Origin of the sequence: Roseovarius sp. CH_XMU1461 (genome assembly GCF_037027165.1) — a bacterium.
Taxonomy (GTDB): Bacteria; Pseudomonadota; Alphaproteobacteria; order Rhodobacterales; family Rhodobacteraceae; genus Roseovarius; species Roseovarius nubinhibens.
In genome coordinates this window covers 813,079-833,363 of record NZ_JAYMDV010000001.1, presented here as the reverse complement: position 1 = coordinate 833,363, position 20,285 = coordinate 813,079, and the positions used below count along the sequence as shown (strand labels likewise).

Here is a 20,285-nt window from a genome sequence, read left to right as displayed (position 1 = left end):
CACGCCGCAGCAAAAGGGCACGCTGACCGCGACGGGCAAGGATCAGACCGGCCAGAACGTGGCGCTGTTGCTGTCGCAGGGGAGTTTTCAGGCGCAGAATTCACCGTTTTTAGTCGATGACACGCAGTTTGGCGGGCGCAGCGATGATGACGTCTATCTGCAAACCATCTGCTATGCGCGGGGCACGCGGATTGCCACGGACCGGGGGCAGGTGGCGGTGGAGGCGCTGCGCCGGGGCGATGCGGTGCAGGTGCTGCGCGGCGGGGTGGCGCGGCTGCGCTGGGTCGGGCAGAGTGTGATCCGGGCCGAGAGTGGCGCGGGGGGCGCGGGGCCGGACAATCGGCTCGTCTGCATTCCGCGCGACGCCTTTGGCAATCGCGAGGCAGTTCTGGTCACGGTGCAGCATCGGCTCGCGCTCTGTGTGGCCGGGCAGGAGCGGCTGGTGAAGGTGAAGTTTCTGGCCGAACAGGGGCTGCGTGGCTGTCGGTTCATCGCGGATGGGCGGCGGGTCGAGATTTTTCACCTGCTGACGCGGGTGCATGAAGTGGTGAATGTCTGTGGCATGTGGGCGGAGACGTTCAAACCCGGTGCGCAATCGCTGCGCCATATGGAGGGGCAAATGCGGACGGATCTGTTCCGCGCCTTTCCCCGGGTCGGGCAGGCCTGGGAGAAGGGGCGGTTTGTCACCGGCAACCCCTATCCTGCGGCGCTGCCGATCCTGTCGCGGGCCGAGTTCGAGGCGCATCGTGAGAATCTGGCAGTGATCGAGCCGCCCGCGGGGTCGGCCCGGTCGGTGGCGTAAAGGGCCGAGGCCTGAGGGGGACAGGAAAGGCGGGCCCTTCCTGTCCAGAGCTGTTCGAGATCAGATCTCGTCGGGGAAATGCTTCATCGTGAGGCGGATCGGGTTCGGCGCGGCCTGACCGAGACCGCAGATCGAGGCATCGGCCATGGCGGTGCAGAGCTCTTCCAGAAGCGGCTGATCCCAGGTGTCGGCCTGCATCAGCTTGACCGCCTTTTCACAGCCGACCCGGCAGGGGGTGCATTGGCCACAGCTTTCGTCTTCGAAGAAGCGCAGCATGTTGAGCGCCGCGTCGCGGGCGCTGTCGCGGTCCGAGAGCACCACGATGGCGGCCGAGCCGATGAAGGTGCCATGTTCCTGCAGCATGTCGAAATCCATCGGGATGTCGGACATCGAGGCGGGCAGCAGGCCGGCCGAGGGACCGCCGGGCTGATAGGCCTTGAAGCTGTGACCGTCGAGCATGCCGCCGCAGGCCTCGATGATGTCCTGCATGGTTGAGCCGGCGGGCAGCAGATGCACGCCCGGGTTCTTCACGCGGCCCGAGACCGAGAAAGAGCGCAGGCCCTTACGGCCGTTCTTTTCCACGCCCGAGAGGATTTCCGGGCCTTCGCGCAGCACGCGGGCAACCCAGAGCAGGGTTTCGACGTTGTTGACGAGGGTCGGGCGGCCAAAGATGCCGACCTGGGCCACGAAGGGCGGCCGGTGCCGGGGCAGGCCACGCTTGCCCTCGATGGATTCGATCATCGCGCTTTCTTCGCCGCAGATATAGGCGCCGGCGCCGCGGCGCAGGTCGATATAGCCGGGGGCCACGAGACCCGCCTCTTCGAGGGCTGCGATCTCGCGGGCGAGGATTTCGAGCACGGCGGGATATTCGTCGCGCATGTAGATAAAGCAGGTTTCGGCCTCGACCGCCCAGGCGGCGATCAGCATGCCTTCGAGGAAGAGATGCGGCGTGCGTTCGAGGTAGTAGCGGTCCTTGAACGTGCCCGGCTCGCCCTCGTCGCCATTGACGGCGAGGTAACGCGGGCCTTGGGCGGCGCGGACAAAGCCCCATTTGCGGCCCGAGGGGAAGCCCGCGCCGCCAAGACCGCGCAGACCGGCATCGAGCAGCGTCTGCTGGATGGTTTCGAAATCACCGCCGTCGCGGATCTCGGCAAGCCGGGCATAGCCGCCCTCGGCGCGGTAGGCGTCGAGCGTCTGATAGTCGGGCAGATGTGCATGGGTGTCGCCCGCCGCGATGGCCGCCTCGAGTTTTTCCGGCGTGGCGTGGTCGATATGGTTGTGGCCCAGTTCGAGCACCGGCGCAGTGTCGCAACGGCCCATGCAGGGCGCGCGCAGCACGCGGACCTCGGCCGGGTTAAGGCCGCTTTCGAGCGCCGATTTGAGCTGTTCCGCGCCGGCGAGCTCACAGGCCAGCGAATCGCAGACCCGGATGGTCAGGGCGGGCGGCGGTGTCTCGCCCTCTTTGACCACGTCGAAATGGGCGTAGAAGGTCGCGACCTCGTAGATCTCGGCCTGGGCGACGCGCAGCTCTTCGGCCAGGGCGCGCAGATGGGCGGCGGAGAGATGGCCATAGGCATCCTGGATCAGGTGCAGAAACTCGATCAGCAGATCGCGGCGGCGCGGACGGTCGCCGAGCAGCGCGCGCACCTCGTCCCACGCCTGATCGTCGAGCTGACGGCCCTTGGGCGTGGTGCGGCCCTTGCCTTTGCCCGATTTCCATACACCCTTGCGTTCATCCAGTGCCATTATCCGGTTCCTTCGATCTTGGTTGCGCCAGCAATAGCCGCAGCGATTGGGGGCGTGCGATGTCAAATGCGACGTAAATGCCCTCAGATTCGTTGGGCAAGCCGGTGAATCCCCGATAACGTGCCGATAAATGACCGAATGTTTCCGATAGGCGCAGGGGATCGCGCCATCGTTTGAGAGAGGCCGCGCGCGCGATGATCATGTTTGCCATAGCCACGATGACGCCGATGCTGCTGGTTCTGGCGGGGGCCGTTTTGGGCGGCGGCTGGGCCTATGCGGGGCTCGTCTATATGACGGCGCTGGTGGCGGGGATGGATCGCCTCGTGGCGCGCGATATGGGCAATGCCGCACCGGGGGCCGAGTTTCCGGCGGCGCGGGCGTTGCTCTGGGTTCTCGGGATCGGGCATTTCGTGGTGCTGGCTGTGGTGCTCTGTGGGCTGGTCACGGGGGAGGCGCCGGGTCTTGGCAAGCTGGCGCTCGGGCTGGCGACGGGGCTCATCTTTGGGCAGATTTCGCATCCGGTGGCGCATGAGCTCATTCATCAGCCGGGGCGGGGGGCGCGTCTGCTCGGTCGGCTGATCTATTCGAGCCTATTGATCGGGCATCATGCGAGCGCCCATCTCCGGGTGCATCATATCCATGTGGGCAGCGAGGCCGATCCCAATACGCCGCGTCTCGGGCGGGGGTTCTATCGCTATGCGCTGATTGCGTCGCTGGGCAGTTTTCGCGCGGGGTTTGCCGCCGAGAGCGCCATGCTGCGCCGGGCCGGACATCCGTTCTGGCGGCATCCCTATCTGCTCTATGGGGCGGTGGCGATTGCCCTGCTCCTTGTGGTTTGGGGGGTATTGGGGCGGGCCGGGCTGCTGATCTATCTGGCGCTGTGTCTGCATGCACAGATGCAGATATATATGTCGGACTATGTGCAGCATTACGGGTTGCGCCGGGGGCGCGATGGGCAAGGCCGGCTCGAACCCGTGGGGCCGCGGCACGCGTGGAACAGCCCGCATTGGTATAGCTCGGCGCTCATGGTGAACGCGCCGCGCCATAGTGATCATCACGTGACCCCGTCGCGGCCCTTTCCGGCGCTGCGGCTGGAGGAGGAGATGCCGATGCTGCCCTATCCGGTGCCGGTGATGGGGGCGCTGGCGCTCTGGCCGCCGCTCTGGCGTCGGGTGATGGACGGGCGGGCGCGGCGCTGGGCGGGCGAAACATGAGCATCGCTTTGCCCAATCGGTGCGTCGGCCGGAAAAGATTGGCCAAGGGCGCCGGGCTTTGGCAGGCTCTGGGCAGGATGCGTGCCGTTGCAACATATCTGGCCCTGATCGGGGCGATCGCTGGACTGCCTGCCGTGGCGCTTGCCGGGCAGAGCATGAGCGCCGCCGAGTTCGACGCCTATACGCGCGGCAAGACCTTTTACTATGGGCGTGACGGATCGGCCTATGGGGGCGAGGAGTATCTCGACAATCGGCGGGTGCGCTGGTCGTTCCTCGACGGGCAATGTCAGGACGGGCGCTGGTACGAGGAGGGTGGCAACATCTGCTTTACCTATGAGCATCTCGATGAGCCGCAATGCTGGAGCTTTGAGCGCGGCGCGCGTGGTCTCGTTGCGCGGTTTGAAAGCGATCCCTCGCGGCTCGAGCTTTATGAGGTGGAGCAAAGCGCCGAGCCGCTGCATTGCCTCGGCCCGGATGTCGGCGCCTGAAGCGTGAGGCCTGCGCCCCGGATCGGGCGCAGAGGGGTATTTAAGACCAGAAAGAGGAGTTCAGAGCGCCGCGGCGAGCCGCGTGCCCTGATCAATGGCGCGTTTGGCGTCAAGTTCGGCCGCGACATCGGCGCCGCCGATGATATGCGGGGTGATCCCTTGGGCGGTGAGCGCGTCGGCCAGGCTGCGTTCAGGCAGTTGACCGGCGCAGAGCACGATGGTGTCGGCCTCGATCAGGGTCGGGTTTTCGCGAGCCTCGCCATGGCTGATGTGCAGCCCGTCGGCGTCGATCCGTTCGTAATTGACGCCGCCGATCATTTTCACGTCCTTCATGCGCAGCGTGGCGCGGTGAATCCAGCCCGTCGTCTTGCCCAGACGTTTGCCGGGCCGTTCGGCTTTGCGCTGTAACAGGGTCACATGTCGCACCGGTTCTTCGGGTTGCGGGCCTTCGGGGGCGAGCCCGCCGCGATGGGTTTCGGGATCGGTGATGCCCCATTCCTCTTTCCAGGCGGTGAGGTCTTCGGTGGGGCTGTCGTCGGTGGTGAGATATTCGGCCACATCAAAGCCGATGCCGCCCGCGCCGATGATGGCCACGCGGTTGCCGACCGGGGCCTTGTGGCGCAGCACGTCGATATAGCTCAGCACATTGGGGCCGTCCTGGCCGGGGATGCCGGGATCGCGGGGCAGGACACCGGTGGCGATGATCACCTCGTCATAGGCGGCGAGGGTTTCGGGCGCGGGTTCCTGGCCCAAATGCGTCTCTATTCCAGCCTGATCTACCATTGTGGCGAACCAATCGACCAGCCCGTGGAACTCCTCCTTGCCGGGAATGCGGCGGGCCATGTTGAGCTGGCCGCCGATGGTTTCGGCGCGGTCAAACAGCGCCACCTTATGCCCCCGCTGGGCGGCGGTGAGGGCGGCGGAGAGGCCGGCGGGGCCGGCGCCGACGACGGCGATGCGTTTTGGGGCATCGGTCGGTGTGATAACCAATTCCGTCTCAAAGCAGGCGCGGGGGTTGACCAGGCAGGTGCTGATCTTGCCGGAAAACGTGTGGTCGAGGCAGGCCTGATTGCAGGCGATGCAGGGGGCGATCTGATCCGCTTCGCCGCGCGCCGCCTTGGCCACGAAATCGGGGTCGGCGAGGAAGGGGCGGGCCATGGAGACCATGTCGGCAGAGCCGGAGGCGAGCACCTGTTCGGCGACGGCCGGCGTGTTGATCCGGTTCGAGGTGATCACCGGGATCGAGACCTTGCCCATCAGCTTGGCGGTGACCCAGGTGAAGGCGGCGCGGGGCACGGAGGTGGCGATGGTCGGGATGCGGGCCTCGTGCCAGCCGATGCCGGTGTTGAGGATCGACGCGCCCGCCGCCTCGATGCGCTGGGCCAGTTCGATCACCTCGTCGAAGGTCGAGCCATTGGGCACCAGATCGATCATCGAGAGCCGGTAGATGATGATGAAATCCTCGCCCAGCGCGGCGCGGGTGCGGCGGACGATTTCGAGCGGCAGGCGCATCCGGTTTTCATAGGAGCCGCCCCAGCGATCGCTGCGTTTGTTGGTGTGGGTGACGAGGAATTGATTGATAAAATAGCCCTCGGAGCCCATGATCTCGACCCCGTCATAGCCAGCCTCGCGGGCGCGGGTGGCGGCGGTGACGATGTCGCTGATCTGCTTCTCTATGCCGGCCTCATCGAGCTCTTTCGGCGGGAAGGGAGAGATCGGCGATTTGATCGGCGAGGGGGCCACGCATTCGGGGCCATAGGCGTAGCGCCCGGCGTGCAGGACCTGCATGGCGATGCGGCCGCCAGCCTCGTGAACGCGGTCGGTGACGATGCGGTGATTGGCGATGTCTTCGTCCGAGAAGAGCCCTGCGGCGCCGGGGAAAACCCCGCCTTCGCGGTTCGGGGCCATGCCGCCGGTGACCATGAGACCGACGCCGCCACGGGCGCGGGTGGCGTAGAACTCGGCGACCCGATTCCAGTCCTTGGTTTCCTCGAGACCGGTGTGCATCGAGCCCATCAGCACGCGGTTGGGCAGGGTAACATGGCCCAGATCGAGCGGGGACAGAAGATGCGGGTAGTCAGTCATGGCGGCCTCCTGAGGTTGCCGGGATACCTTGGCCATTCAGAGGGTTAATGTCACGCCGGACGCTGCGTTAGGATTTGCCCCGAGAGCCGCCGAAATCCCGGGTCGGCAGAACGTCGGTATGACGTCGGTAACGCGACAGTGGCGGTTTGGCAGGGCGGGCGCGTTAACCCTTGCGCGCGGCGAGAGGCAGATCAGCCGCGCTTTCACAAGCGAATCCTGCTATGATCGTGCAGCTTTGGCCCAGAGCCGGGAGGCGCGGATGTTGGAGATCAGCAACGCCAAGATTGCACAGGTCGTGTTGATGGTGCGCGAGGGACGCCGCGCGGCCCCCGAGCTTCGCGGCCTGTTCGAACGGATGACCGAGGAGGAGGTTCTGAGCCTCGTGGTGGTCATGTGGATCGGGCGCGGCAGTTTCCAGACCGACGAAATCCCCGAAGCGGTGGCAGAGGCGCTGGGCCGGGATGCGCCGCTCATCGATTACCTGATGGGGACGCCGCATCTGTCGGATCACCTCGAAAACGGGGCCGATGCGCTTGGCGTGCGGCTTACCGAGGATGAGGATGATCTGATCCGAGGTGGCTGAGGCGATTGCGTTTTTGTCCCCCCGCCGCATAGTGGGCGGATGAGGGCAGAGACGAGGGCCGGGATGCGGCACAGGATCGGAGGGGGACGGGCCGGGGCGGCGAGTATGGCCATGGCCGGGATGACGCCCGGCATGGCGCGGGCCCATGCCAGCGAGCAGGGGTTTGTCCTCTTGCTGCCCACCGATGTCTATATCTCTGCCGGGGGCGCGAGTGTCGCGCTGACCATAATTCTGCTGGCGGTGTTGCCCACGCGGATGGCGCGGGGGCTGTTTCGCCCGCTGCGGCTCTGGCCCGTGAAAAATCTCAACATTCGGCATGGTTCGAGCCTGATGTCCATGGCGGTGCTGCTGGCGCTCCTCGCGGCGGGCTGGGGCGGGAGCCGCGATCCGCTGGGCAATCCGCTGCCGCTGACGATCTGGGTCGTCTGGTGGATGGGGATGGTGACCTGGGAGGGGGTGTTTGGTGGGCTGTGGCGGCGCATCAACCCGTGGATCGGGGCGGGGTGGCTTTTGGCGCAGCTCGGGCGGCGGCGGGTGCCGCTGCGCTATCCGCGCAGCCTCGGCCATTGGCCGGCGGTGGCGGGGCTCTTGGGCTTTGGGGCGTTCTTGCTGGCGGACCCGGCACCGGCCGATCCGGCGCGGCTCGCCCTGATTGTCGGGCTCTATTGGCTGGGGACGCTGATCCTGCTGCTGCTCTTTGGGGTAAAATGGCTCTATTACGGTGAGTTTGTCACTGTTTTGATGCGGCAATACGGGCGGATGGCGCTGCTCGGCCGAGCGCGCGGGCGGCAGGGGTTTGGCCTGCCGGGCTGGCAATGGATGCGGCGCGGCGGTGTCGGGGGGAGCGCCGCGATCTTTGCGCTCCTGCTGCTCGGCACCGGGAGCTTTGACGGGCTCAACGAGACCTTTTGGTGGTTCGGGGTGCTGGGGTTGAACCCGCTAGAATTTTCAGGCCGTTCGGCCGTGATAGGGTCGAATTTGGCCGGGTTGATCGGGGCCAATCTGATGCTTGTCACGGCCTTTGTCGCGGCGCTGGCGCTGGGGCTGCGGCTGGCCGGGGGGGGCGTGGGGATCGCCCGGGCGCTGGGGGTGTTCGCGCCCTCGATCCTGCCCATCGCGCTCGCCTATCATATCGCGCATTACCTCCCGAGTTTTCTGGTGGATGGGCAATATGTGCTGGCGCGGATCAGCGACGCGCTGGGCGGGCCGCATGTGCATGTGACGGCCGGGTTTCTCAACACGCCTGGGCCGGTGCGGGTGATCTGGCTCTGCCAGGCGGGGGTGGTGGTTCTGGGTCATGTGGTGGCGATCCTGATGGCGCATGTGATGGCGCTTCGGCTCATGGGCGGGCATCGGCGGGCGGTGATCAGCCAGCTGCCTCTGGCGCTCTTCATGCTGGGCTATACGGTGTTCGGGCTCTGGCTCTTGGCGAGTCCGCGGGCAGGCTAGGCGGGCGGGCTAGGGGCGCGCGTGACCTCGGGGGATGACCTTGCGTAAATCACTGGACAAGAGGGCCGATTGCGCCGCAGGATCGGCACAAAATAACAAAATTCGTCCACCAACGATGCAATGCGGAGGTCGCACCATGTCCGACAAGTCCAATTCCAAGATGAAGTCTCAGGTCAGTTCCACCACGCGGCGCGGCGCGCTCAAGACGCTGGCGCTGGGCGCGGGGGCGGCGAGCCTGCCGATGTGGGCGCGCTATGCCCAGGCGAGCACGTCGGAGCCGATCAAGATCGGGTTTCAGGTGCACCGCACGGGGATCGGCGCGGCCTATGGGCGCTGGTACGGGCGGACCACCGAGGCGGCGGTCAAGCTCATCAATGAGGGTGGCGGGATCAATGGCCGGATGGTCGAGATCGTGGCCGAGGATGACGGCACCGACCCCAAGCGCGGCGCAGAAGTGGTCGAGAAATTCGCCAACCAGCACGGCTGTGACGTGGGGTTTGGCACGCTGTTCAGCCATGTGGTCATCGGGTCGAGCCCGCGGGCCGGCGAGCTCAAGCTGCCGTATTTCGTGGTGTCGGAGGGGCATCACGTGGCGAGCGGCATGCTCAACCGCTATACGCTTCAGCCCGGGATCACCGATGTGAAGAGCCAGGTGCAGGCGATGGCGCCCTTTGTGGCGGAGAACCTCGGCAAGAAGGTCACGATGATCTTTCCGGATTTCGCCTTTGGCCATGATCACCGGGATTTCTTTACCGCGGCGATCGAGGCGCAGGGGGGTGAGGTTCTCGAACATATCGCGATCCCGCCGGCGGAGACGTCGTTCACCAAGTATTTCCCCAAGATCCCGCGCGAGACCGAGGTGCTCTATCATGTGATGGTGGGGCCGGCGGTTCTGACCTTTGTGAAGGAGCTGGGCGAGTTCTTTGGCCCGTCGCGGCCGGAGATTTTCGGCTTTATCGACAGTCTCGAGGCGGTGGATATCGCGAGCCCGGGGCTCGAATATCTCGAGGGGACCTATTTCTGGGAGGGCAATCCGCGCAATGCGCAGGAGGACCAGAGCGCGCATGACAAGTTCTATCGCGAGGCGGTGGGGGTCGATGCGCGGGGCGCGTCGGTCAATGATCCGAGCGACGTGTCGACCTATGCGCATATGTTCGGCTGCTGGGAGACGATGCATGTGATCAAGGCCGGTATGGAGGCTGCGAATTATCAGGGCATCGGCGATCGGGCGGCGTTGATTGAAGCGGTCGAGGCGATGGGGGAGATGCCGGAGAGCCAGGCGCATCCGCAGGGAGCGAAGCTTTTCAACGGGAAGACGCACCAGGTGTTCGGGCATCAATATATCTCGAAAGTGGAGGATGGGGCGCTCAAGGTTGTGCACAAAACTTCGATCGAGGATGGCATGTATCCCGATGAGGTGGATTACACGACGCAAGCGTTCTGACGCTAATATATTGATAGTACGCTAACAATTTAGCCCGGCGCGGTCACGGACTGGCGCCGGGCTGTGCATTTTTGCGCATCCCTTTGAGGGGACAGATAATTTTCCTTGCCAAATACGGGGTCGCCGGGTCATCGTCGGGGGTTATGGAGCTTGGACCTTATCTCATGCTGGCCACGTTGGAGGGCTCGGTCACGGCGGCGGTGCTGGCGCTGACGGCGGTTGGGCTGAGCCTGGTGTTCGGGGTGATGCGGGTGGTGAATATCGCCCATGGCGAGTTCTTCATGCTGGGCGCGGTGATTGCCTATGTGCTGACGCGGGCGATTTCCGGGCATCCGGCGGTTGGTTTCGCGGTGGCGCTGGTGGTGGCGCCGGTGCTGGTCGGTGTGCTGGCGGTGGTGGCGGATATGACCATCCTCAAGCGGCTCGACTATGATCCGGAGCGGACCATCGTGGCGACCATCGGGCTTTTGTACATTATTCAACAGCTCACCTTGATGAGCTATGGCCCCGATGCGCGGCCGGTGGAGGCGCCGTTCAACACGCGGCTGGCGCTGCCGTGGTTCGAGTGGGGCGAGAACGGGCTGGCGATGTATTGGCCCTGGGGTCTCAGCACGACGAGTTACAAGCTCGCCGTGATCGGCGCGGCGGTGGTGCTGCTCTGTGGCATCTGGGCGATGATGGCGCGGACGCGGATTGGCCTTGTGATGCGGGCGACGCAGGCGGATCGGGACATGGCGCAGGCCTTTGGCATCCCGGTCGAGAAGGTTTACGCCATGGTCTTTGGCATTGGCGCGGGGCTGGCGGCGATGGCGGCGGTGCTGATCGTGCCGATCCAGCAGGCGCATTACCTGATGGGGGCCGATCCGCTGCTTCTGAGCTTTATCGTGGTGATCATCGGCGGGCTGGGCAGCCTGCCCGGTACGGTGGTGGCGGCGATTCTCATCGGCCTCAGCGATGGCATCATCTCGGTCTTTTTCTCGCCGACGCTGGCGAAGATCCTCGCGACGCTTCTGGTCGGCCTCGTGCTCGTCTTTCGGCCGCAGGGCCTCTTTGGGACACGCGGCGTATGAGCGGCGCGGGGCGGATCTGGGGGCTGCATCTCGGGCTGATCGCGGTGCTCTTTGCGTTGCAATTCCTGCTGCCCGCCTATCACCACGGCAATCTCGCGCGGATCATGGTGCTCGCCTCCTATGCGGTGGGGTATAACATCCTCTTTGGCTATACCGGGCTGCTGAGCCTTGGTCATGCGCTGTTCTTTGCGGCGGGCATGTATGGCATGGGGCTTGGCATTCAGCATGGCGGGCTGTCGCCTGCGCCGGCGCTTGTGCTGGGGATCGGCGCGGGGGCGGTGGTGTCGCTGGCGCTGGGGCTTCTGGCGCTCAGGACGAGCGGCGTCGCCTTCATGATCGTGACCTTGATGTTCGCGCAGGCGGGATACCTCACCATTCTCTATTTCGGCGAATATACGCGGGGCGACGAAGGGTTTGTGATCCAGTCGGCGCAGCGGGTGCTCTGGGGGATTGATCTCAGCGAGCCGAGCAATCGCTATTTCGCGGCGCTGGTGCTGTTTGCGGCCTGTTTGCTGTTGTCGCTCTGGCTCATCCGGCGGCCTTTTGGTCGGACGCTCATCGCCATTCGGGAGAATGAAGAGCGGGTCCGGATGCTCGGTTATGACACGCAGGCGCATAAGCTCGGGGCGATGGTCATATCAGGCACTATTTCAGCGGCAGCGGGGGCGTTTTACGGGCTTCTCTTTGGCTATGCCGGGGCCAGCTTCGGCGCGGTGCCGCATTCGATCCTGCCGCTTCTCTATGTGCTGTTGGGTGGGGCGGGGACGATCCTCGGGCCGTTCATGGGCGCGCTCTTCATGTTCTACCTGATTGACCTGAGTTCCGGGGTGACGACGGCGCATATGCTCATCGCCGGGGTGGCGCTTGTGCTGCTGACGCTGTTTGCGCCGCAGGGGATCATGGGCGAGCTGCGCCGCCGGGCGTTCGGGTGGCTGCCATGAGCCTGTTGCGGACCCGGGGGCTCAGCCGTCATTTTGGCGGGCTGATCGCCGTTGAGGGGGTCGATTTCGACCTTGAGGAAGGCGAGGTGCGGGCGCTCATCGGGCCGAACGGGGCGGGGAAATCGACCCTTGTGGGGATGATTTCGGGGCGCATCCCGCCAAGCCGGGGCACGATCGAATTTGACGGGGTCGAGATCACCAGCTGGCCCGCGCATAAGCGGATCATGGCGGGCATGTCCTATACGTTTCAGATCACTTCGGTTTTTCCGGGGCTGCCGGTGCGCGAGAACGTGGCGCTTGCGGCGCGGCGGCGGGTGCCGCAGGGCGAGGTGACGCAGGCCGTCGAGGCGGCGCTGGCGCGGGTCGGGCTTGGCGCGCGGATCGATCAGGAGGCGGGCGATCTCAGCTATGGGCATCAGCGGCTTTTGGAGATTGCCATGGGCCTCGTGCAGCGGCCGCGGCTGTTGATCCTCGACGAGCCGACGCAGGGGCTGGCGGAGGGCGAGGTGGCAGAGTTCAAGGCCTTGATCCGCGATCTGGCGGGGGCGACGACGATCCTTCTCATCGAGCATAACATGCAGGTGGTGATGGAGGTGGCGGACCGGGTCAGCGTTCTCAATTTCGGCGAGATGCTGGCGCAGGGGACGCCGGAGGAGATCCGCGCCAATGCCGAGGTGCAGGCGGCCTATCTGGGGGGTGGCGATGCTGCGGCTTGAGGCGGTCAATTCGGGCTATGGACGGGCGCAGGTGTTGCGCGATCTGTCGCTTGAGGTGCAGGCGGGCGAGATCCTCTGTCTGCTCGGGCGCAATGGCGCGGGCAAGACCACCACGATGCAGACAATCATGGGGTTGTTGCCGCTGATGTCCGGGCGGATCAGCCTCGATGGCGAGGATATCGGCAGCCTGCCCGCCCATGAGGTGCCGCGCCGGGGCATCGGCTATATCCCGCAGGGGCGGCGGCTCTTTGCCGGGCTGACGGTCGCGCAGAACCTTGAGGTCGGGCTCATGACGCGGGGCAGCGGGCGGGAGGTGCTGGAGGAGGTTCTCGAGCTATTCCCGCGGCTGCGCGAGCGGATGGGGCAGAAGGCGCAAACCCTGTCGGGGGGCGAGCAGCAGATGCTGGCGACGGCGCGGGCGCTGTGCCTGCGGCCCAAGGCACTGTTGCTCGATGAGCCGACGGAGGGGTTGCAGCCCTCGATGATCGAAGCGATCCGGCAGGTGATCGTCAAGCTGCGGGCGGATGGGGTGGCTATCCTGCTGGTGGAACAGCGGGTCGATGCGGTGTTGTCGGTGGCGGATCGGGTGGCCTTTATCGAGAACGGCCGCAATGGCGAGATCCTGTCGGCCGAGGCGCTTCGGGCCGATCATTCCATCGTCGATCGTTACGTCGGCGTTTAGGCGGCGGCGTTTAGGCGGCGGGGGCGGCGGCGGGTTTGCGTTGCCGCGACAGCTGTACCGCGAGGATGCCCGCCATGATCACGCCGACGCCGATCAGGTCCATCAGGCCCATCCGTTCCGAGAGGAAAATCGCCGCCACGGCGACGCCGAGGAACGGGTTGAGGAAGTGGAAGGTGGCGGCCCGTGTGGCGCCGATCCGTTCGACCAGCAGGAACCAGACCAGCGTCGCGGCGAGGCCGGGGATCAGCGTGGTGTAGGCGAAGGCGGCGATGAGGCTCCAGCTCCAGGTGATGTCGAGGGTCTCGGTGGGCAGGGCGACAACGGCGAGCACGGCGCTGCCGACCAGCATCTGCAGCCCGACCACCATCAGGAAATTGCCCCCCGAGGTGGCGCCGCGCACCATCAGCGTGGCGAAGGTGAGCGCGATGACGCCGCCGATGCAGAGCATCAGCCCATAGGGATCAACCCCGCCCGAGAGCCGCGAGCCCATGATGATCGCGACGCCGATGACGCCCGCGATGAGGCCGAGCACCGCCAGAGGTGCGGGGCGTTCGCCCCAGAAGAGCCAGAGCGCGAGGGCCACGAGGAGCGGCATGGTGGAGGCGATGATCGCGGCGAGCGAGGCCTCGACCGTCTGCATGGCGACGAAGTTCAGCCCGAGGTAGAGGGCGTTCTGGCAGATGCCGAAGATGATCGTGGCGCGCCATTGCGGCGGGGTGAGGCGCCAGCTCTGGCCCAAGGCGCGGGCGATGAGCACGCCGAGCATGCCGGAGATGAAGAAGCGCAGGGCGAGGGCGCTGACCGGGGGGGCGTGGGCCACGATGATCCGGGCGGAGGTAAAGGCCGAGGACCACATGACGGCAAAGCCGACGCCCATAATGATCGCGCGAATGTCCATGGTGCAATACCCCCCTGCAATGGCGCAAGGAGTGGCACAGGGCGGCGGGATTGGAAAGGGCGGTTGGGCGAAACGTGAAAGGGCCGCCCGAGGGCGACCCTTTGGATCTGTCCGATGATGCGGAGATCAGCCGTTGACGCTGTCTTTGAGCGCCTTGGCGATGGTCATTTTCACGACCTTGTCCGCCTCTTTCTTGATCTGCTGGCCGGTCGCGGGGTTGCGGACCATACGCTCGGGGCGCTCGCGGCAGTAGATTTTGCCAACGCCCGGCAGGGTCACGGCGCCGCCGTTCGACACTTCGCGGGTGATCACGGCGCAGACGGCGTCGAGCGCAGCCGCGGCGGATTTCTTGTCACTGCCCATTTCTTCGGCCAGAACGGCGGAAAGCTGGGATTTGGTCAGGGGTTTTGCCATTTCATGGTCTCCTTCAACTGCCCGGTGATTTGGGCCTCTGTCGCGTAATCTAACGCTATCTTGTATACAAACACAACGAATAGTGGCCGCGTATATGCGGTTTTCTAGGCTTTTTGCCCCTAAAACAGGCCTAAAGAAAAGCGGTTTCGTCAAAAGAGCGCAATTTCCTGCTGTGAAGGCGCTCCAGAGGCATGCCGCGCAGGCTTTCCATGGCGCGGATTCCGATCATCAAATGCCGCGCGACCTGGGTCTTGTAGAAGTCCGAGGCCATGCCGGGAAGCTTTAATTCGCCATGCAGCGGCTTGTCGGAGACACAGAGCAGCGTGCCGTAGGGGACGCGGAAGCGAAAGCCATTGGCGGCGATGGTGGCGCTTTCCATGTCGAGGGCGATGGCGCGGGATTGGCTCAGCCGTTGCACCGGGCCGGATTGGTCGCGCAGTTCCCAGTTGCGGTTGTCAAAGCTCGCCACGGTGCCGGTGCGCATGATGCGCTTGAGGTCATAGCCTTCGAGCCGGGTCTCGTGTTCGACGGCGCGTTCGAGCGCGATCTGGATCTCGGCCAGCGCCGGGATCGGCACCCAGGCGGGCAGGTCGGCATCGAGCACCCGGTCCTCGCGCAGATAGGCATGGGCGAGGACGAAATCCCCAAGGCTCTGGGAATTGCGCAGCCCGGCGCAATGGCCGACCATGAGCCATGCATGGGGGCGCAGCACCGCGATATGATCGGTGGCGGTTTTGGCGTTGGACGGGCCGACGCCGATATTGACCAGCGTGATGCCCGAGCCATCGGCGCGGGTCAGGTGATAGGCGGGCATCTGCGGCAGTTTCGCGGGCATGGGCAGCGGCGCGTCGGCCTCGGTGATGCGGGTGTTGCCGGTGGTCACAAAGCTCTCATAGCCGCTGTCGGGATCGGCGAGCGCGGTGCGGGCGAAGGCTTCGAACTCTTCGACGTAGAATTGGTAGTTGGTGAAGAGCACGTGGTTTTGGAAATAGGCCGGGTCGGTCGCGGTGTAATGGGCGAGCCGGGCCAGCGAGTAATCGACGCGCTGCGCGGTGAAAGGGGCCAGCGGCAGGGGCGCGCCGGGCGGCGTCTGATAGGTGCCGTTGACGATGTCGTCATTGGTGGTGGCGAGATCGGGCACGTCGAAATAGTCGCGCAAGGTGAAGGGCGCGGCGCCCTGATGCGGCACCGAGAGACCCTCTTCGCCGGTGACGGCGAAATGCACCGGGATCGGCGTGTCCGAGGGGCCGATCTGCACCGGCACATTATGGTTGCGCAGCAACAGGCCGATCTGCTGGCGCAGGTAATTGCGAAAGAGATCGGGCCGGGTGATCGTCGCGGCATAGGTGCCGGGGGCGGCGAGATGGCCAAAGCTCAGCCGGCTGTCGACCTGAGCATGGCTCTGGGTCGAGATGCGGATTTCGGGGTAATAGGCGCGGATGCGGGTGCTCGGGATCTGGCCTGACAGCGCCTCGGCGAACCCGTCCTGCAAGAAGGCAATCGCCTCATCATAGAGCGCGGTCAGATGGTCCACGGCGGCGGCGGCATCGTCGAAGGCGCGCACAGAGGCGCTGTCCGGTGTCAGAATATCTTGGCCGTCGGTCATGTCATGTCCTGCAATGATGTGGCGGTCAGGTTGACAGACTGGGGGGGCAGGATCAAGCTGCGCCAAAGAGGGAGAGGCGAATGGATTTCGAAACGGTCAGCCCGGAGGATTTCGGCCGGTCCCTGCGCGGGATCGGGATGAATATTCTGGTGCGCGACGTGGCGGAGGAGCTGGCCTTTCTGGCGGATGTGTTCGACCTCAAGGCGCATCGGGTGAGCCGCGATTTCGCCATCGTGCCCTATGGGGCGCAGGTGTTTCAGATCCATGGCGATCACACCTATGGGGCGCATCCGCTTTTGTCGCTCTTGCCCGAGGCAGGGGCGCGCGGGGCGGGGATCGAGATCCGCCTTTATGACAGTGACCCCGACGCGGCCGTGGCGCGGGCCGAGGCGCGGGGGGCGATGGTGTTGCAGGCGGCGACGGACAAGCCGCATGGGTTGCGCGAGGCCTTTATCCTGAGCGATACGGGCTATGTCTGGGTGCCGTCGCGCCCGTTGCAAGCCCGGGGGTCGGAATGACGAAAAGATTGCTGTCCTTTGGACATGGCTATTCAGCGCGGGCGCTGGCGGCGGAGCTGCTGGAGCATGGCTGGACCATCTATGGCACGACGCGCGATGCCGAGAAGGCCGAGGCGCTGGCCGTGGAGGGCGTGCAGCCGATCATCTGGGGGCAGGGCGATATAGAGCCTATCTTGGCCAAATCGACCCATATCCTGATCAGTGCCGGGCCGGATGAAGCGGGCGATCCGGTGCTCAACACCTATGGTGATCTCATCCGGGAATACGCCGCGCAGCTCGACTGGGCTGGCTATCTGTCGACCACCGGGGTCTATGGCGATCACGGCGGCGGCTGGGTCGATGAGGAGACGCCGCTGGCGCCCTCGACCCGGCGCGGCGAGATGCGGCAGGCGGCCGAGGCGCAATGGCGCGCGGTGCCGGGGCTGCCGCTGCATATCTTTCGGCTGGCGGGGATTTACGGGCCGGGGCGCGGCCCCTTTGCCAAGGTGCGGCGCGGCACGGCGCGGCGGATCATCAAGCCGGGGCAGGTGTTCAGCCGCATCCATGTGGAGGATATCGCGCAGGTTCTGGCGGCCTCGATCGCGCGGCCCGATCCCGGCGCGGTCTATAACCTCTGTGACGACGATCCGGCCCCGCCCGAAGAGGTCATCGCCTATGCCGCCGAGCTCTTGGGGCTGCCGGTGCCGGAGGCGGTGGATTTCGAGGCGGCCGAGATGACACCGATGGCGCGCAGTTTCTACGCGGAATCCAAGCGGGTGCGGAATGACCGGATCAAGGAGGCGCTTGGCGTGACGCTGCGCTATCCCGATTATCGCGCCGGGTTGCAGGCGCTGGCGGCGGCGGAAAAGCCTGAGGTCTAGCGGGGGCATAGCGGGGGCAGAGCGGTCTTGCCACTCTGCCGGGGCTTTGATTTAACAGCCCGGTCATAGTTCCGGAGGCCTGTCCATGGTCGATATTGCCACTCGCGTTCACAATCATCGCTGGAAGATCGACCCGATCGTGCGGTCGCTGATCGACACGGATTTCTACAAGCTCTTGATGTGTCAGTCGGTGTTTCGCAACAAGCCCGACACGCAGGTGACCTTTTCGCTGATCAACCGGACGAAATCCGTGCGGCTGGCCGATCTGGTGGATGAGGGCGAGCTGCGCGAGCAGCTCGATCATATCCGGTCGCTGTCGCTGTCGCGGGGCGAGAGCACCTGGATGCGGGGCAATACATTCTATGGCAAGCGGCAGATGTTCACGCCCGAGTTTATGGATTGGTTCGAGGCGCTGCGGCTGCCGCCCTATCATCTCGAGAAGCGGGACGGGCAGTATGAGCTCACCTTTGAGGGGAGCTGGCCGGAGGTGATGCTCTGGGAGATCCCGGCGTTGGCGGTTCTGATGGAGCTGCGGTCGCGGGCGGTCCTCAACCAGATGGGCAAGTTCGAGCTGCAGGTGCTCTATGCGCGGGCGATGACCAAGCTCTGGGAGAAGGTCGAGCGGCTGCGCGGGGTCGAGGGGCTCCGCATTGCGGATTTCGGGACGCGGCGGCGGCACAGTTTCCTCTGGCAGGATTGGTGCGTGCAGGCGATGGGCGAGGGGCTTGGCGAAAAATTCGTGGGCACGTCGAATTGTCTGATTGCGAAGAACCGTGATCTCGAGGCGATTGGCACGAATGCGCATGAATTGCCGATGGTCTATGCGGCGTTGGCCGAGGATGACGCGGCGCTGGCGCGGGCGCCTTATGAGGTGCTCAGCGATTGGCATGAGGAGCATGATGGCAATCTGCGGATGATCCTGCCCGACACCTATGGCACGGCGGGGTTTTTGGAGAATGCGCCGGATTGGCTCGCGGGGTGGACGGGCATTCGCATCGACAGCGGCGATCCGGCGACCGGGGCCGAGACGGCGATCCGCTGGTGGCAGGAACGCGGCGAAGATCCGCGTCAGAAGCTGATCATTTTCTCGGATGGTCTCGATGAGGAGAAGATCATCGCGCTGCATGCCCAGTTTGCCGGGCGGGTGCGGGTGTCGTTCGGTTGGGGGACGTTGCTGACCAATGATTTCCGGGGGCTGACGCCGGAGGATGCGCTGGCGCCGTTTTCGCTCGTTTGCAAGGCGGTGGCGGCGAATGGGCGGCCCACGGTCAAGCTCTCGGACAACCCGCGCAAGGCGATGGGGCCGGCGGAAGAGATTGCACGGTACAAGCGGGTGTTTGGCGTCGGCGAGCAGGAAGAGCAGGCGGTGGTCGTTTGAGGCGCCACCGCCCTGCTGATCAGTAGGAATAGTCCGGGTAGATCCGGTCGAGATCGCCGTCCCATTCGCCATTGTATTTCTCGAGCAGCTCGTCGGCGGGGACCTGGCCGCTTTCGACGCTTTCGCGCAGGGCGTTGAGGAAATGGGTCTCGTCGGCGACGAGGCCACCGGCACCGGGGCGGGCGCGGGCCTTGAGACCGGCCTCGGAAATGTCGAGCACTTCGCGGGCGAGATCGTGCATGTCGATGCCGCCGACCTTGGCCTGCAGCGCCTGTTCGGAGGCGGCCACGCGCAGGGCGTCGCGGGTCTCGGCATCCCAGCCTTTGACCAGATCCCAGGCGGCGTCGAGGCTCGATTGATCATACATCAGACCGACCCAGAAGGCGGGCAGGGCACAGAGCCGCCGCCACGGGCCGCCGTCGGCACCGCGCATCTCCATGAATTTCTTGATCCGCGCCTCGGGGAAGAGGGTGGTGAGATGGTCGGCCCAATCGCTCAGCGTCGGTTTCTCGCCGGGCAGTGCGGGCAGTTCGCCGCGCAGGAAGTCGCGGAAGGACTGGCCCAGCGCGTCGATATATTCGCCATCGCGGTAGACGAAATACATCGGCACATCGAGCGCATGTTCGGCATAGGCCTCGAACCCGAAGCCCTCCTCAAAGACGAAGGGCATCATGCCGGTGCGGTCGGCGTCGAGATCGCGCCAGACGCGGCTGCGCCAGCTCTTGTGGCCATTGGGCTTGCCATCGAAGAAGGGCGAATTGGCAAAGAGCGCGGTGGCCACCGGCTGTAGCGCCAGCGCGACGCGCAGTTTCTGCACCATGTCTGCCTCGGAGGCGAAGTCGAGATTGACCTGCACGGTGCAGGTGCGGCGCATCATCGAGCGCCCCATGGTGCCGACCTTTTGCATATAGGCATCCATCAGCTTGTAACGGCCCTTGGGCATGAGCGGCATCTGCTCATGGCTCCATTGCGGGGCGGCACCGAGGCCGATAAAGCCGACGCCCACCTTGTCGGCGATGTCTTTCACGTCGCGCAGATGGGCGTTCACCTCGTCACAGGTCTCGTGGATGGTTTCGAGCGGCGCGCCCGAGAGTTCGAGCTGCCCGCCGGGTTCTAGGCTCACATTGGCGCCGTCTTTTTCAAGGCCAATGAGCTTGCCCTTTTCCTCGACCGGGGCCCAGCCATGGACGTCGCGCAGACCTTCGAGCACGGCCAGAACGCTGCGCTCGCCCTCATAGGGGATCGGCAGGAGGCTGTCGCGGCAATAGCCGAATTTCTCGTGCTCGGTGCCGATGCGCCATGCGTCGCGCGGTTTGCAGCCGCTTTCCAGATAACCAGCCAGTTGGCTGTGGTGTTCGATCGGGCCGCCGCCGGACTGGGGAATGGACATG

General features: G+C 65.2%; 19 protein-coding genes. 13 read left to right on the top strand and 6 right to left on the bottom strand.

Annotated features, from left to right (window positions below; all coding sequences use genetic code 11):
* The first annotated feature begins 58 nt into the window (after positions 1-58).
* Positions 59-802 (top strand): Hint domain-containing protein, encoded by a 744-nt coding sequence (locus WA237_RS03950; protein ID WP_336096756.1) that lies wholly within the window; start codon positions 59-61, stop codon positions 800-802.
* A 60-nt stretch (positions 803-862) separates the two neighbouring features.
* On the opposite strand, the gene WA237_RS03945 is transcribed toward WA237_RS03950, so the two are convergent.
* The gene (locus tag WA237_RS03945) at positions 863-2,548 is read right to left on the bottom strand and encodes an NAD(P)H-dependent oxidoreductase subunit E (protein ID WP_336096755.1); all 1,686 of its coding nucleotides are present in this window, start codon (positions 2,546-2,548) and stop codon (positions 863-865) included.
* 194 nt (positions 2,549-2,742) lie between these two features.
* Between WA237_RS03945 and WA237_RS03940 the strand changes: the two genes are divergently transcribed.
* Together WA237_RS03940 and WA237_RS03935 are read left to right on the top strand one after the other, a co-directional pair.
* A complete protein-coding gene (locus WA237_RS03940) occupies positions 2,743-3,762 on the top strand; it encodes an alkane 1-monooxygenase (protein ID WP_336096754.1) in 1,020 nt (339 codons plus the stop codon).
* 77 nt (positions 3,763-3,839) lie between these two features.
* Positions 3,840-4,250: a hypothetical protein gene (locus WA237_RS03935; protein ID WP_336096753.1), complete on the top strand. Its 411-nt coding sequence runs from the start codon at positions 3,840-3,842 to the stop codon at positions 4,248-4,250.
* A gap of 60 nt (positions 4,251-4,310) precedes the next feature.
* Here WA237_RS03935 and WA237_RS03930 read toward each other — a convergent pair whose 3' ends face one another.
* Positions 4,311-6,335, bottom strand: a complete 2,025-nt coding sequence (locus WA237_RS03930) for an NADPH-dependent 2,4-dienoyl-CoA reductase (RefSeq protein ID WP_336096752.1) — start codon at positions 6,333-6,335, stop codon at positions 4,311-4,313.
* 259 nt (positions 6,336-6,594) lie between these two features.
* On the opposite strand from WA237_RS03930, the gene WA237_RS03925 reads away from it, so the two are divergent.
* The 7 genes from WA237_RS03925 (at position 6,595) to WA237_RS03895 (ending at position 13,220) form a co-directional block, all read left to right on the top strand.
* Entirely contained in the window at positions 6,595-6,918 is a 324-nt protein-coding gene (locus WA237_RS03925; protein ID WP_216015297.1) for a DUF3775 domain-containing protein, read from the top strand.
* Between the two features lie 111 nt (positions 6,919-7,029).
* Positions 7,030-8,367: a hypothetical protein gene (locus WA237_RS03920; RefSeq protein WP_336096751.1), complete on the top strand. Its 1,338-nt coding sequence runs from the start codon at positions 7,030-7,032 to the stop codon at positions 8,365-8,367.
* A gap of 136 nt (positions 8,368-8,503) precedes the next feature.
* Positions 8,504-9,811 carry an ABC transporter substrate-binding protein gene (locus WA237_RS03915; RefSeq protein ID WP_336096750.1) on the top strand — a complete coding sequence of 436 codons (1,308 nt, stop codon included), beginning with the start codon at positions 8,504-8,506 and terminating at the stop codon, positions 9,809-9,811.
* Between the two features lie 143 nt (positions 9,812-9,954).
* A complete protein-coding gene (locus WA237_RS03910; RefSeq protein ID WP_009813224.1) occupies positions 9,955-10,881 on the top strand; it encodes a branched-chain amino acid ABC transporter permease in 927 nt (308 codons plus the stop codon).
* The gene (locus tag WA237_RS03905) at positions 10,878-11,822 is read left to right on the top strand and encodes a branched-chain amino acid ABC transporter permease (protein WP_009813223.1); all 945 of its coding nucleotides are present in this window, start codon (positions 10,878-10,880) and stop codon (positions 11,820-11,822) included. The genes WA237_RS03910 and WA237_RS03905 overlap by 4 nt, the downstream gene beginning before the upstream one ends.
* Positions 11,819-12,538, top strand: coding sequence for an ABC transporter ATP-binding protein (locus tag WA237_RS03900; protein ID WP_336096749.1), 720 nt, complete (start codon positions 11,819-11,821; stop codon positions 12,536-12,538). Before WA237_RS03905 ends, WA237_RS03900 begins: the two co-directional genes overlap by 4 nt.
* The gene (locus WA237_RS03895) at positions 12,525-13,220 is read left to right on the top strand and encodes an ABC transporter ATP-binding protein (protein ID WP_009813220.1); all 696 of its coding nucleotides are present in this window, start codon (positions 12,525-12,527) and stop codon (positions 13,218-13,220) included. Before WA237_RS03900 ends, WA237_RS03895 begins: the two co-directional genes overlap by 14 nt.
* A 10-nt stretch (positions 13,221-13,230) precedes the next feature.
* On the opposite strand, the gene WA237_RS03890 is transcribed toward WA237_RS03895, so the two are convergent.
* The 3 genes from WA237_RS03890 to WA237_RS03880 form a co-directional block, all read right to left on the bottom strand.
* Positions 13,231-14,118 carry a DMT family transporter gene (locus WA237_RS03890; RefSeq protein WP_216015291.1) on the bottom strand — a complete coding sequence of 296 codons (888 nt, stop codon included), beginning with the start codon at positions 14,116-14,118 and terminating at the stop codon, positions 13,231-13,233.
* A gap of 126 nt (positions 14,119-14,244) precedes the next feature.
* Positions 14,245-14,532, bottom strand: a complete 288-nt coding sequence (locus WA237_RS03885; RefSeq protein ID WP_009813218.1) for an HU family DNA-binding protein — start codon at positions 14,530-14,532, stop codon at positions 14,245-14,247.
* A 130-nt stretch (positions 14,533-14,662) separates the two neighbouring features.
* Entirely contained in the window at positions 14,663-16,138 is a 1,476-nt protein-coding gene (locus WA237_RS03880) for an AMP nucleosidase (protein WP_009813217.1), read from the bottom strand.
* Positions 16,139-16,218: 80 nt separating this feature from the next.
* On the opposite strand from WA237_RS03880, the gene WA237_RS03875 reads away from it, so the two are divergent.
* From WA237_RS03875 to pncB, 3 genes are all read left to right on the top strand, one after another.
* Complete coding sequence (locus WA237_RS03875) at positions 16,219-16,656, top strand: VOC family protein (RefSeq protein ID WP_009813216.1); 438 nt, start codon at positions 16,219-16,221, stop codon at positions 16,654-16,656.
* Positions 16,653-17,516 (top strand): SDR family oxidoreductase, encoded by an 864-nt coding sequence (locus WA237_RS03870; protein WP_336096748.1) that lies wholly within the window; start codon positions 16,653-16,655, stop codon positions 17,514-17,516. Before WA237_RS03875 ends, WA237_RS03870 begins: the two co-directional genes overlap by 4 nt.
* 85 nt (positions 17,517-17,601) lie before the next feature.
* Positions 17,602-18,894: a nicotinate phosphoribosyltransferase gene (pncB, locus tag WA237_RS03865; protein WP_336096747.1), complete on the top strand. Its 1,293-nt coding sequence runs from the start codon at positions 17,602-17,604 to the stop codon at positions 18,892-18,894.
* 19 nt (positions 18,895-18,913) lie between these two features.
* Here the strand turns inward: pncB and WA237_RS03860 are convergent, their stop codons facing one another.
* On the bottom strand, positions 18,914-20,284 hold the full coding sequence (locus WA237_RS03860; protein ID WP_336096746.1) for a glutamate--cysteine ligase: 1,371 nt from the start codon (positions 20,282-20,284) through the stop codon (positions 18,914-18,916).
* Position 20,285: the final 1 nt, after the last annotated feature.